Annotated in this window: 13 protein-coding genes; 2 read left to right on the top strand and 11 right to left on the bottom strand. The window is 35.1% G+C overall.

Annotation, left to right across the window (positions count from 1 at the left end; all coding sequences use genetic code 11):
- Positions 1-12 precede the first annotated feature (12 nt).
- The gene (gene alr, locus MKX37_RS10195) at positions 13-1,188 is read right to left on the bottom strand and encodes an alanine racemase (protein ID WP_002127023.1); all 1,176 of its coding nucleotides are present in this window, start codon (positions 1,186-1,188) and stop codon (positions 13-15) included.
- A 171-nt stretch (positions 1,189-1,359) separates the two neighbouring features.
- Here alr and MKX37_RS10190 point away from each other — a divergent pair, with 171 nt between their 5' ends.
- Positions 1,360-1,821 (top strand): DinB family protein, encoded by a 462-nt coding sequence (locus MKX37_RS10190; RefSeq protein WP_033730243.1) that lies wholly within the window; start codon positions 1,360-1,362, stop codon positions 1,819-1,821.
- A gap of 7 nt (positions 1,822-1,828) precedes the next feature.
- Here the strand turns inward: MKX37_RS10190 and MKX37_RS10185 are convergent, their stop codons facing one another.
- The 5 genes from MKX37_RS10185 to MKX37_RS10165 form a co-directional block, all read right to left on the bottom strand.
- Positions 1,829-2,605 (bottom strand): Cof-type HAD-IIB family hydrolase, encoded by a 777-nt coding sequence (locus MKX37_RS10185; RefSeq protein ID WP_002086022.1) that lies wholly within the window; start codon positions 2,603-2,605, stop codon positions 1,829-1,831.
- 6 nt (positions 2,606-2,611) lie between these two features.
- Positions 2,612-3,202 (bottom strand): histidine phosphatase family protein, encoded by a 591-nt coding sequence (locus MKX37_RS10180; RefSeq protein WP_002141416.1) that lies wholly within the window; start codon positions 3,200-3,202, stop codon positions 2,612-2,614.
- A gap of 92 nt (positions 3,203-3,294) precedes the next feature.
- Positions 3,295-4,428, bottom strand: coding sequence for a stage II sporulation protein P (gene spoIIP / locus MKX37_RS10175; RefSeq protein WP_341088942.1), 1,134 nt, complete (start codon positions 4,426-4,428; stop codon positions 3,295-3,297).
- A gap of 91 nt (positions 4,429-4,519) precedes the next feature.
- The gene (locus MKX37_RS10170) at positions 4,520-5,491 is read right to left on the bottom strand and encodes an SPFH domain-containing protein (protein ID WP_002012471.1); all 972 of its coding nucleotides are present in this window, start codon (positions 5,489-5,491) and stop codon (positions 4,520-4,522) included.
- A 2-nt stretch (positions 5,492-5,493) separates the two neighbouring features.
- Complete coding sequence (locus MKX37_RS10165; RefSeq protein WP_002186055.1) at positions 5,494-5,922, bottom strand: NfeD family protein; 429 nt, start codon at positions 5,920-5,922, stop codon at positions 5,494-5,496.
- A 274-nt stretch (positions 5,923-6,196) separates the two neighbouring features.
- Here MKX37_RS10165 and MKX37_RS10160 point away from each other — a divergent pair, with 274 nt between their 5' ends.
- Complete coding sequence (locus MKX37_RS10160) at positions 6,197-7,414, top strand: MFS transporter (protein ID WP_002168568.1); 1,218 nt, start codon at positions 6,197-6,199, stop codon at positions 7,412-7,414.
- A gap of 49 nt (positions 7,415-7,463) precedes the next feature.
- Here MKX37_RS10160 and MKX37_RS10155 read toward each other — a convergent pair whose 3' ends face one another.
- From MKX37_RS10155 to spoIIP (MKX37_RS10135), 5 genes are all read right to left on the bottom strand, one after another.
- Entirely contained in the window at positions 7,464-8,939 is a 1,476-nt protein-coding gene (locus MKX37_RS10155) for an amidase family protein (RefSeq protein WP_078422351.1), read from the bottom strand.
- Between the two features lie 187 nt (positions 8,940-9,126).
- On the bottom strand, positions 9,127-9,573 hold the full coding sequence (locus tag MKX37_RS10150) for an NUDIX hydrolase (protein ID WP_002127013.1): 447 nt from the start codon (positions 9,571-9,573) through the stop codon (positions 9,127-9,129).
- Between the two features lie 23 nt (positions 9,574-9,596).
- Positions 9,597-10,337, bottom strand: coding sequence for a M15 family metallopeptidase (locus tag MKX37_RS10145; RefSeq protein ID WP_002031537.1), 741 nt, complete (start codon positions 10,335-10,337; stop codon positions 9,597-9,599).
- A gap of 11 nt (positions 10,338-10,348) precedes the next feature.
- Complete coding sequence (locus MKX37_RS10140; RefSeq protein ID WP_002127012.1) at positions 10,349-10,846, bottom strand: GNAT family N-acetyltransferase; 498 nt, start codon at positions 10,844-10,846, stop codon at positions 10,349-10,351.
- Between the two features lie 266 nt (positions 10,847-11,112).
- Positions 11,113-12,267: a stage II sporulation protein SpoIIP gene (gene spoIIP / locus MKX37_RS10135; RefSeq protein WP_078422353.1), complete on the bottom strand. Its 1,155-nt coding sequence runs from the start codon at positions 12,265-12,267 to the stop codon at positions 11,113-11,115.
- Between the last annotated feature and the right edge of the window lie 2 nt (positions 12,268-12,269).

The raw sequence follows: 12,269 nt of genomic DNA, 5'->3' as shown, positions 1-12,269 counted from the left end.
TTCAGTTTTTTCTTATTTTTTTCTTAGTATATTTACAACCGCAGTCGTTTCATCATTTTTTTTATAAACACGTGGAATTCTTCTATCCAACATGCATGTAACTTCATAATTAATTGTACCTAACATATCTGCTATTTCTTCCACCGCAATCTCTTCTTCACCTTGTTTGCCGTAGAATACAACTTCGTCTCCTACTTGTACTGGCATTGCATTTGTAACATCTAGCATAAGCTGATCCATACAAACACGGCCAATTACAGGTACTCGTACTCCGTTTATTAGTGCATGCCCTTTATTAGATAGCTGACGATTATAACCATCAGCATAACCAATCGGTACAGTTGCAATCCATTCTTCGCCCGTTGTTACATAAGTATTCCCATAGCTAACACCACGATTTTTCTTCGCATGTTTAACATGAGCTACTTTTGATTTTAAAGACAACGCTGGCTGTAAGGAAGCAACTGTATGATCCACTTCTCTTGAAGGATACATACCGTAAATTCCAATACCGACACGAACCATATTTTGAAATGTGTTACTAAGTTCCATTGATCCTGCACTGTTTGAACTATGAATATATGGAAAATGAATTCCTAATTCTTCCGCTGTATTTACAGCTTTTTCAAACAAACTTGTTTGCATATTTGTATAAGTTTTATCTATTTCATCGGCGGTAGAGTAATGTGTAAACATCCCTACTACTTCTACATATCGCATACGTTTTAACTCTTCAAAAAACGGTTTAACTTCTTCTTCCTGTAAACCAATACGGCTCATTCCTGTATCAATTTTCACATGAATTCGCACTTTCTTTTGAAGATGGTTTGCAACTTCATCTATACCTTGTAAATCTTCTACTCTATAAACAGTCATCATAACGTCATATTGAATTACATCTTCTACAGCTGCTACTGGTGTATATCCTAAAATTAAAATAGGTACAGTGATTCCAGCTTCTCTTAATTCAATTGCTTCGTCTACAAATGCAACTGCAAGTTGGTTTATTCCTGCTTCAATAGCCGATTTCGCAACTTCAACTGCCCCATGACCATACCCATTCGCTTTTACAGCAGCCATCATTGCAATATTTTCATCATTCACACGTTTTTTAAATTCTTTTACATTATGTTTTACCGCATTTAAGTCAACTTCAACAATTGTATCTCTTCCATATTTCAAGCTCATTGGTCTAACTCCTAACTCAATAATTACATTCCATTCTATTTCACGTTTCATATGACCTTTTACAATATAATACTTTTCACTATGCTAGTCAAACTACTAGAATTTTCGGAATTTTGAGTATGATATAATACCCTTAAGAAACTATTATATACGGAGGTGAGAATAATTACAATGTTTGTTCCATCTGCATTGAATCAAGTTAAAATTGCTATCGATACTTCCATTCAAATACTGAACCAATATACTGAAAGTGATTTGAAAATAAAGCCGATTGAATCAAAGCGGTCATTATTTGAAATGTGCACACATCTTTCCCTTATTTTCCATGCTGATTTACTCATATTAAATGGTATTACGGAAAAAGACTTACATACCTTTTATATAGAACAAGCACCAGAAACAATTACTCAAATACAGCAAACGATGATACAAGGGTACGATTTACTTTCTAAAACTTTTTTATCCTATTCCAATGAAGAATTAGCGGAAATTATGACTGCTTATTGGGGTATTTCTTACTCTCGATTCGAATGGTTGCTTGAAATCGTTGCACATTTTTATCATCATCGCGGGCAAATTCATATTTTATTATGTGAGCACGTTAAAGATCCTAACATACCTTTATTTCAATAAAGGTATGTTAGACGACATTAAACTTTTTTAAGGCAAATAAAATACCACCTTCACTCGCCTTCTTTGTAACGAAATCTGCTCTTGTTTTTAACTCTTCTCCACCATTCCCCATCGCAATTCCTAGTCCTACATACTGTAACATCTCAACATCATTTCCACCGTCACCAAAAGCAATTGCTTCTGATTTACAAATTTTCAGATGTTCCAATACCTTTTGAATTGCAGTTAGCTTCGATACTTTACTATCTTCCAACACATTCATAACGTAACCATGAAAACGTTCAAACGTAAGTGCTGGATATCTTTCAAAGAATTTTTGAGCTTCTGTTTCATCAGCATACAGACATACACAATAAATCTCTTCTGATAAGTTTCTAACTTTGTCAGGATACCGCTCTAAATTTAACGTTTCATTTAATGCTCGTATTACACGTTCGTCTTTTGAGGCAATACCATTCATTACAAATTCCTCTGTAAAATAAGAAACACTGTGACCATGTAATTCAGCGAAATTTGAAATATCATGAACAATTCCACTTGAAAGTACCGATTTATGTATAACTTCATCAGCACATTTTATATGTGCACCATTTGCAGAAATAAACGTATTTATGCCCAGCTCTTTAAATTGTGAGCATAAACTATATGGTCTCCCTGTTGTAACAACTACGTGAATTTCTTTATCTATTAACCTTTGTATCGCTTCTTTTGTGCTTTCATGCATACTTCTATCAATCTCACTTAAAAGAGTACCATCCACATCAAAAAATACAACTTTGTACATATCCTCTTACATTCCCTCTAAATGATTTGTATCATTTATAAAATGAATAGTTTTCTGTTTATCTGTAAGTTCAATCAAACTAATTCCCGTATCTCCCATTTTAAAATAATAGTCCATGCTAATTGGCATTTGGAAAAACGCTCGTAAAATACTATTTATTACACCACCGTGTGCAACAATTGCAATTCGGTCATATGTATTCTCTGTCACGATTTTAGAAAAAATCCCTTCTATTCTCATTCTAAATTCAATAAATGATTCCCCGTTTTCAAACCGGTCATGAAGAAACTTTGGCTCGGGATATTTTTTCGCTTCTTCAAATGATAACCCTGCTTGTACCCCATTATTAAACTCCATTAATTCTTCTTCTAGTTGAATTGGGCACCCAATTCCTTCTGCTAATGTTTCACCAGTTTCGCGAGCACGTTTTAATGTGCTTGCCCAAATGAAATCTGGCGGGAAATCTGCTTTCACTTTCTGTACAAGTCTTTGTACTTGCTGTCTTCCCTTTTCTGTTAATTCAAAGTCAGCTCGACCTTCATGTACATTTAAAATATCTGCTTCTGATTCACCGTGGCGTATTAGTAGTATTTGCATGTTTCTTCCGCTCCCTTGTTTAATATTCACAAAATTCCATTATATCATATTCTTAACTTTATATAACAAAAAAAGGAACGGTTTCCCGCCCCTCATCCATTCACTTTCTCTGCATCATTCCAATAATACTTACTAAACGCTTCCGTCAACACATCAATTGTGTTATATAATTCATCTAATGTATTATCAACACCACCAACTTCAATTAACATCGCATTTTTAGATAAATCTTGATTATAAACGCCATTTCCATCTTTTTTATACTTTGGAAAGATTCCTCTGCTTAATCCGTAATAGTTTTCATCTAAATAACTATTGATTGCTCTTGCAATTTTTTCATTTTCAGCACGCCCTTCATTTTCCATCCCAATTATAAAATATAATCTTGCATACGATTTCCCGTTAATTACTTTTGTTGTTACCTTCTTCCGCTGATCATCACGGTGTATATCAATCGGAAACGCAATTTTATTATTTTGTGCTAATGTTTCTTTTACATATTCATGAGACGCTTTATATGATTGCGGCCATTTCCATTTTTTACTCGCTAATAAATCCCCCATATTCGTTTTATCATGAACTACCGGAATTCCTTGTCCTTCAAGTTGTTCTTTCATACGTTTCCCTAGTAAGGACACATTTACATCTGGACTTGATGGATCGGTAGCCCCTGGTAATAACGGAAAGAAAGATTCCCAGCTATGTGTATGATAAATATATACTGCACTTTCACCTTTTTTCGCTCCGTTCTTTTTCTGAACCGGATTATTCTTTTCAGCTTCTGTAACTTTATCTTTTGCTACTTCTCGCTCTTTCGTTACTTCTTCAATCGGTACACTAGATTCATTTGGGATATTCGTAAAGTTTGTCCCTTCCCCAGCTACGATAATGTTAGAGTAATACTTTGACATACCAGGCACTTCTTTACCGACAAACGTTCTTAAATCTTTAATTTTCAAATCCGTCGCAATCGAGAACATTAAATTTCCAAATGACTCCCTTTTATTCTGCTTAAAATAATCAAATCCGTAATAGCGATTCTCACTTTCTAGCATTTGAACAAAACCTTGCATCGATACTTTTCCAAACCATTGATTCGCGTAATTCGATTTCATTGTATGTAAAAGCGACGTCAAAATCGACGCAATAATAATTATGACTAGTGCATATAGAAAGAGTAACGAGATTAGTTTCTTCCCATGTATACGGGTTGCATACTTCTTCACTGTATCACCTTCTTTATACATGGATATGTACAAGCCTTTCGTAATATACGCAAAAAAAAGAGAAATGGCATCCCATTTCTCTTCCTCACTCTTATTGTTCTTTTTCTGTATCTGACGAAGGTAATTTCTTCGTTTGTTTCTCTTTAAAGATTTCCCCAATTGCCCCAAGAGTACCAAGTGTTTCAATTGCATTAGACGGAATAAAGACTTTATTCGCTGGTCCTTTTGCAACCTCAATCAATGATTCAAATGATTTATAAGCAAGTACGCGCTCATCTAAATCTGCTGCACGAAGTAACTCAATTCGATTTTGTTCTGCTTTTGCAATTTCCTCAATCGCTCTTGCTTCCCCTTGCGCTTCTAATTCTTTCGCTTCTCGTATACCTTCCGCTTCACGAATACGTGCTTCTTTATCCCCTTCAGCCATTAAAATTTTACTTTGTTTTTCCCCTTCAGCACGAAGGACTTTATCTTGTTTCGCTGCTTCAGCTTCTAAAATGATCGCACGTTTATTACGTTCTGCTTTCATTTGTTTTTCCATTGATACTTGCACATCTTTTGGTGGATTAATATCGACTATTTCGACACGCTCAATACGAACGCCCCATTTTTCTGTCGCTTCATCAAGTGCTAAACGAATTTCTGTTGAAATTTTTTCACGACCTGATAATGTTTCATCAAGCTCCATTTTACCAATAATTTGACGCATTGTTGCAGATGTAATATTACGAACACCATATTCATAGTTTGAAATACCATATGTCGCAAGCTCTGGTTCAACAATTTGATAGAAAATAATTGTATCAATTTCTACTTGTACATTATCTTTCGTTATTACCTTTTGTGGTGGTACATTCGTTTGTTGAATACGTAAATCGTGATATACACGAACGCGGTCTACAATTGGGATTAGAATATTTAATCCTGGGTGCATAATCCGTTGAAATTTACCAAACCTTTCAACGACCCCAACTTTTTGCTGAGAAATAATTTTAATTGTCAATGCAATAAATACAACGACAATCAATGCGAAAATAATCGTTAACGTTAATGCTACTGCCATATTTATTCACTCTCCTTTTTCACTTGTAAAATAGTACTATGCCTCTGTATAACAACGACTTTTTCTCCAGCATCAATAGGAGTATCCGAAATAGCTGTCCAAGTATCTCCATCCACTTTCACAATACCGTTCACTTCGCTTGTAATCGTTTGCATAACAATTCCCTTTTTACCAACAAGTTTATCTACTGTATCAGTAAAACCTTTTGCTTCTCGAAAGTTTTTAGAAATTCTTTTCGTAAAGAAAGTCAATGTTAAACTTACAATCGCCCCAACAACAACTTGTAAAAATAGTGCATCAGGAGCAAACAAAGCAATAAGACCTCCGACAACAGCTCCAATTCCAAGCCAAAGCATGTAAAACGTAATCGACAACATTTCTGCAATAAATAAAACACCCGCTATTATAAACCAAATCACCCATCCAGCCATATGCAACCCTCACTTTCTTTCTCATTTTCTATATGTATATGAAGAAAAGAATGGTTTATCCGCCCTTTCTCATAGAGGGGGCGTTTGCTACAAGCTATTATATGTATTCGCTGTTACAACAAGCATTAATAAAATGCTATATTAATATATTCTTCATTATACACGGAAATCCCTTTCAAAAAATGACAAAAAATTTAATTCTTTCAAAAATATAACTTACAGATTATAATAATTAAAATTAAAAGCAGTATTGATTTGAAAGGTGGTATTCTTATTGCCTAAACGTTCACTAACTTACTATTTGGGCTCCAAAATATGCATTACTCTAGCTGACATTGTATACATAATGATTATTACAACTCACATCTATATCACAACTAGATCAGCTACAATTACTGCTCTTTTTCCATTATTACAGGTTATCACAAATCTTATCGCGAACACCTCTGCACCACTTATAATGAATCGGTTTCCATCTTATTCATTGCTATATACTCTACAATGGATTAAAACAGCTCTTTTAATATTGTTAATGATATTATTTCCTATACTATCAACAAACATTTCTGCTCTTTTAACTTTTGTTATTTTCATTTCATTATGTAGTGGCTGGAGCGCTCCTCTACTATACGCCGTTATCCCGCGCTTAACACCACAAGAAAAATTAGTAAAAGTAAATAGTGTCTTTTCCTTTTCAACACAAATTATACAAGCCGCTGCATACTCATTTACAAGCATAATTGTTCTTCTCATTGGCGTTACTTCGACACTCATGATTAATAACATATTGATGATTTTCGGATGTATTACATTACACCTTTCATTACAATCTATACAAGCTGAACGAGTAGCAGAACCCACTTCTTCGAAAACTACTGCATTATTAGAAGGATGGAAACTGTTATTTCAACACCCGTCTCTGCGCATCGTTACAATTATGGACTTAATTGAAACTTTCGCAGGGACCATATGGATCGGTGCTATTACGATGGCATATGTAACGACTGTTCTTCATAAAGGCGAAGATTGGTGGGGATATATTAACACAAGTTATTACGTCGGCACATTAATTGGTGGGATATTAGCGTGGAAAATGAGTACATATATTCAAAAAAATTTAATACGCTCCATGGCGATAGGCTCTCTTATGTTTAGTATTCTTACATTTTTATATGGTATGACAAGTAGCGGATTTATTGCTCTATTTCTTTGTGTTCTAATGGGTCCATGTTATCAAATTAGAGATATTTCTCAAACGACGGTTTTACAATCAAGCGTCACTCCTTCTTTATTATCGAAGATGTATACAGCTCATGGTGCACTTCTCTCGACAGCTTCTGGTCTTTCTATGCTTAGCGTTGGAATTATTACTGATATGTTCGGCGTTCGTACTATTTATATTATCGCCGCTTTTCTTATTTTATGTTCTGCTTGTTTATCCTTTAACTTATTAAAATATCAGAAGACGGAGCAGAAAGATATTTCACTTTAATCATTAAAACAAAAAGGACAGGAATTCCTGTCCTCTTTGTTTATTCTATTCATGACAAGTTGGGAATCTTCCTATGTTTTGTCGCTTGTTCAAAAGCATATGCTAGTTTAATTAATGCCCCTTCACTAAAAGCAGCACTTGCAAGAGTAATTCCAAAAGGCCTCCCATTATCCATATATCCCGCAGGCATTGCTATAGACGGATAACCTGCTTTCGCACATATAGTAGATCCTATATAAGAAGGGAACAGTATCGCATCCAGGTTATATTTTTCCAACGCAAAATCAATACCTTGTTTTTGCGAAAAATATATATCTTCTAATCTTGCGTTTAAATATTCTGGATTTCTTAACGTATTAGGAAAATCTTTTCTTCTTTCTAACTTAGTTTGTCCATATTTCAAAGCTCTTTCTGCTATGTTTTTATTAAACTCCATTAACTCCGAAATAGAATGTACTGGAATAGTAGAAGGTAATTTAGAAAGATAGTTATCTAAGCTGTGCTTCAGCTCATAAAGTGGAACTCCCCAACTCCATTCCCTATGAAAAGACGGAATATCAATATCTTCTACTACTGTCGCTCCCTCACTACGTAATACTTGGATCGTTTCCTCAAACAATTTTTCATCGTACTCACCATTTTCGTAATAGTCTTTTGGAGCATTGTTAAATACGCCAATCTTTGCTCCCTTTAATCCATTTACATCGAGATAAGGTGTATAATCTTGATATGCCATTCCTTCACTTTTATGAGTGGCTACATCCATCTCATCCACTCCCGTTAAGTTCCCTAATAGAATTGCAGCATCCGTTACCGTTCTAGCAAATGGCCCAGCTGTATCTTGTGAATAAGTGAAAGGAATCATTCCACTACGACTTATTAACCCAACAGTCGGCTTAATACCTACAACCGAGTTTTGAACAGCTGGACTTAAAATAGAAGCATCTGTCTCTGTTCCAACGGATAATACAGTAAAGTTAGCAGCAACTGCAACGGCAGATCCTGTACTCGATCCACCAACAAACATATCATCCTTTCCTGTACCGTAAGGGTTTATTGTTTGCCCACCTCTTGCACTATATCCAGCCCACATTTCAAATGACATTGCATTTGCTAATTCTGTCATATTGGTCTTTCCTATTATTACTGCTCCTGCTTCTCTCAGTTTCGTAACGAGAAATGCATCTTCACTACTTATATTTTGTTCCAGGGCAATCGTACCAGCACTTGTATGCATCGAGTCATTCGTTTCAATATTATCCTTAAGTAAAACAGGTATACCATGTAATGGACCTCTTACACCTTTTGTCTTTCTTTCATAATCTAACGCTTCTGCAATAAAGATAGCATCTGGATTGATTTCTAAAATAGAATTGATTTTCGGTCCATCTTGGTCATACTTTGCGATTCTATGAAGATAATACATGACTAGTTCTTTTGAAGTTAACTTCCCAGCTTCCATTTCCTTTTGAATATCATGAATTGTTAATTCTTTTTGCAATAGTGTATTGAACTGAATTTCCATCGTCATTCTCCTTCTATAAAGTCTTTTATTGCTAACATGTATCTATTACTTTTTCATTTTCTCCGCTCCTCGCATAAACAGCTACAATCCCTTTAAAGAAATTCAACTCACCAGTTTAAAAACCTTTAATTTCCAGAGAAATAAAAAGAGTCTGAAACGAATACAATATCGCCTCAGACTCTTTTTATTATTTTACATATACCTCTTCTAACAAATGTAAAAACTCGCCTTGTTTACCTGCTAATTCAGGGCATTTGTTAATATCAACCCATTCATAACAAAATACTAAACCTTTGTCTTCCTCACCAGCACTTACTATATGTTCCCACGTATCTTTCACATCTGTTAATAATGAAATGTGGAAAAAATGACGTTTTTGATATTCCTTTTTTTCTTTCATATAAATAATGTAATCAGAAAGGAAGCGCTCGATACAAAAATGGCGTAGTCCTGACTCTTCTTGTACTTCACGTAAAATTGCTGCCTCTAACGTTTCGCCTTCATCTACCGTCCCGCCTGGCACTTGGATACCAGCCTCTCGTATATCACGATGTTTAAAAACGAGTAGTTGCATAACCCCTTCTTTTTCTCTCGTAATATATGCATGTACCTTTTTCTTATATAACATCGTCATCTTAGCCCTCTCCCCTCAATTCATTACTGCGTTACTTCTTCAATCGTTAGTTGGTTTTCATATAAATATGTAGCTTGCGGATTCCCAACATAACGTACATGCCACGGTTCATAACGATAACCGGTAATCCCTTCTTTCTCTTTCGTATATCGAATAACAAAACCAAACTTATGGGCATTTTCAGAAAGCCACTTTCCTTCTTTCGTCTCCCCAAAAACAGTTTCTAGCTGAAATTTAGCAGATTGAGATGTAATATCCATAGCTAGTCCTGTTTGATGTTCACTCGTACCAGGGACTGCACTAGACATTGCTGTCTTTGCTTCTCCATCTTGTCTTTTATACATTGTATTTAATGCTTTTTGTCGATCAAAAGATCTAAATCCAGAGACTGCAAAAAGGAAAATCCGCTCATTATTGGCTTGCTGAAACATTTCCTCAAGTGCCACCGCTGCCTCTTTCCTCATCTTTTTCTTCTCTTGATCACCTTCACTAGAGTAACGTACTTTCGGAACAACTAAATCTGGCGGTCTATACCCATCTGGTAAACGCCTATTTTTATTCACAAGTACAAGCATCGAACTTGGATTACTAATGACTGCGATATCCCCATCCATATTAGCAATCGTTTCTTTAGCTTTCGGAAATATATTGTTTACATTTACTTCCTTCGCCTCTTGCTCCTTGTACATCTTATAATTTATTCCTGCTACTCCAATGATCAGTATCATTGCTACGATACCAAGTAGTGCCCATCTTTTTTTCATATAACGACCTCTTATTTTAATAATTTGGCCATTTCATACTCATCGATACCTTTTCCATCGATGATAAGAGCAGATTTTTTGACACCTTCTTGTTCAAATCCAATTTTGCTATATAGTGCCTGAGCTCTTGTATTGTGGGCCATTACCGTTAATTCTAAACGCCATACATCATGTAATCTTGCCCACTTCTCTACTTCTTTAAACAAACTCGTTCCAATACCTCGGCCACTATACTCTTGCAAAATGCCAATTACAATGCCTGCCACATGTCTCTTTCTTTGAATATTATTTCCATCAACTAAAATAAACCCTACTATTCTCTCTTCTTCAACTGCTACAAATATTGTCGCATATTCATTTTCTATAAAACGGTGGACCATCTTTTCTTGTTGCTCTACTGTAGTTTTTCGTTCTCCTGGTTCGTATAACATAAATTTCGTTTCTTCATCTAATTGCTTGCTTAATTGTAAAAATGATGCTGCATCTTCTACTCTAATCTCACGTATCACCTTAATCCCCTACCCATTCTGTTAGTTAAAATTTTTCCTTGTGAAAAGATTTTCTATATTTTTGCGAAAATCCCTTTCTAATTCTCCTATTATAAATAGACAAATTTCGATATTACTATAGCAATTACAAATTATGTCTATAATGTGACATCTTTTCATCCTCATTTCATGACAGACAAAAAACGTAAGCTGTACACTTACGTTTTCCCCCAATTGATGTAGGCTGATAACCATCGGCAATGCCTACCACTAATTCAAATTTCACTTTATCCATTCACTTTTTCTGCTTGCCAAAAATATTCACCAAATGCCTTAGCAAGTGCATCAATTGATCGATTTAATTCTTCCTCTGTATTATCTACCCCGCCAACTTCAATTAATATCGCTTGTCCTGATAGGTCTTGATTGTAGACTCCATTTCCTGTTTGGAATCCTTTTTGAATTACACCACGGCTCATTCCCGGATATTTCTTACTAATCGTCTCATGTAACGCAGTTGCTAATTGTAAGTTTTTTTCATAGTTTTTGTTACCTTTCCCAATTACAAAAGCAAGCTTTGCATATGATTTATCTCCAATTGTTTTTGTCGTGACATTTTTCCGTGCACTATCACGGTGCAAATCGAAAAAATATTGGAGTTCTTTATTACCAGCCATCGCTTCTTGTACAATTTCTCGTGACAGTTTATAAGAACTATTACTATTTAATCCTTTACTTATTAATTTTTGACCAACATCAGTTTTATCGTTAGTAGCACCGATCCCTTCACTTTCTAACTGTTCTCGCAATCGATCGCCAACTATTGAAATATTCGTTAGAGAACTCGTTGCTTTATTTGGATTTGGATCATTCGTTAAGTTAAGTAACGGCAAATAAGATTCCCAGCTATGTGAATGATAAATCAATGCAACTTGTCTTTTTCCAGTCGTTTGAGCTGGTTGTTTCTTCTCTTTATTCGGATCAGGCTTAGGAACTTGTCCAGCTTCTCCAGTCCGTTCCTTCACTACTTCTTCAAGAGGAACACTCGATTCTATCGGTAAGTTGGAATAATTTGTTCCTTCACCTGCTATAACGATTTCTGTATCATATTTCCCAAATCCCGGAAGTTCTTTCCCGACAAAACTACGTACATCATCAAAACGAATATTCGTAGCCATCGAAAAGAGGAATGAAGAAATAGAAAAGTCTTGATTCAAATTCCGGTACTCCTGTGTAAAATAATGATTCTCTTTCCCAATAACGTACATGTAACCATTCATTGATAACTCATTTAACCAATTATATAAATACGTTGACTTTGTCTCTTTCATGGAAGTTACCATTACACTAATAAGAAAGAAAGTCGCTAATACCGTAGTAATAATAAATATAATTAACTTGCGTACACTTGTTAATTTCACGTAAAAAAAGCCTCGATTCATAC

The sequence above is a fragment of the Bacillus sp. FSL R5-0709 genome, assembly GCF_038004785.1.
Taxonomy (GTDB): Bacteria; Bacillota; Bacilli; order Bacillales; family Bacillaceae_G; genus Bacillus_A; species Bacillus_A mycoides.
Note: the sequence above shows the minus strand (reverse complement) of the source record. Positions and strands in the feature narration are given on the sequence as shown.

What these genes read in the sequence shown, in the direction of transcription:
- MKX37_RS10180 (WP_002141416.1), bottom strand. Translation starts at nt 3,202, where the DNA reads ATGCAAATACTACTAATACGCCACGGTGAATCAGAAGCAGATATTTTA.
- MKX37_RS10190 (WP_033730243.1), top strand. Translation starts at nt 1,360, where the DNA reads ATGTTTGTTCCATCTGCATTGAATCAAGTTAAAATTGCTATCGATACT.
- spoIIP (WP_078422353.1), bottom strand. Translation starts at nt 12,267, where the DNA reads ATGAATCGAGGCTTTTTTTACGTGAAATTAACAAGTGTACGCAAGTTA.
- MKX37_RS10165 (WP_002186055.1), bottom strand. Translation starts at nt 5,922, where the DNA reads ATGGCTGGATGGGTGATTTGGTTTATAATAGCGGGTGTTTTATTTATT.
- alr (WP_002127023.1), bottom strand. Translation starts at nt 1,188, where the DNA reads ATGAGCTTGAAATATGGAAGAGATACAATTGTTGAAGTTGACTTAAAT.
- MKX37_RS10150 (WP_002127013.1), bottom strand. Translation starts at nt 9,573, where the DNA reads ATGACGATGTTATATAAGAAAAAGGTACATGCATATATTACGAGAGAA.
- MKX37_RS10170 (WP_002012471.1), bottom strand. Translation starts at nt 5,491, where the DNA reads ATGGCAGTAGCATTAACGTTAACGATTATTTTCGCATTGATTGTCGTT.
- MKX37_RS10145 (WP_002031537.1), bottom strand. Translation starts at nt 10,337, where the DNA reads ATGAAAAAAAGATGGGCACTACTTGGTATCGTAGCAATGATACTGATC.
- MKX37_RS10185 (WP_002086022.1), bottom strand. Translation starts at nt 2,605, where the DNA reads ATGTACAAAGTTGTATTTTTTGATGTGGATGGTACTCTTTTAAGTGAG.
- MKX37_RS10155 (WP_078422351.1), bottom strand. Translation starts at nt 8,939, where the DNA reads ATGGAAATTCAGTTCAATACACTATTGCAAAAAGAATTAACAATTCAT.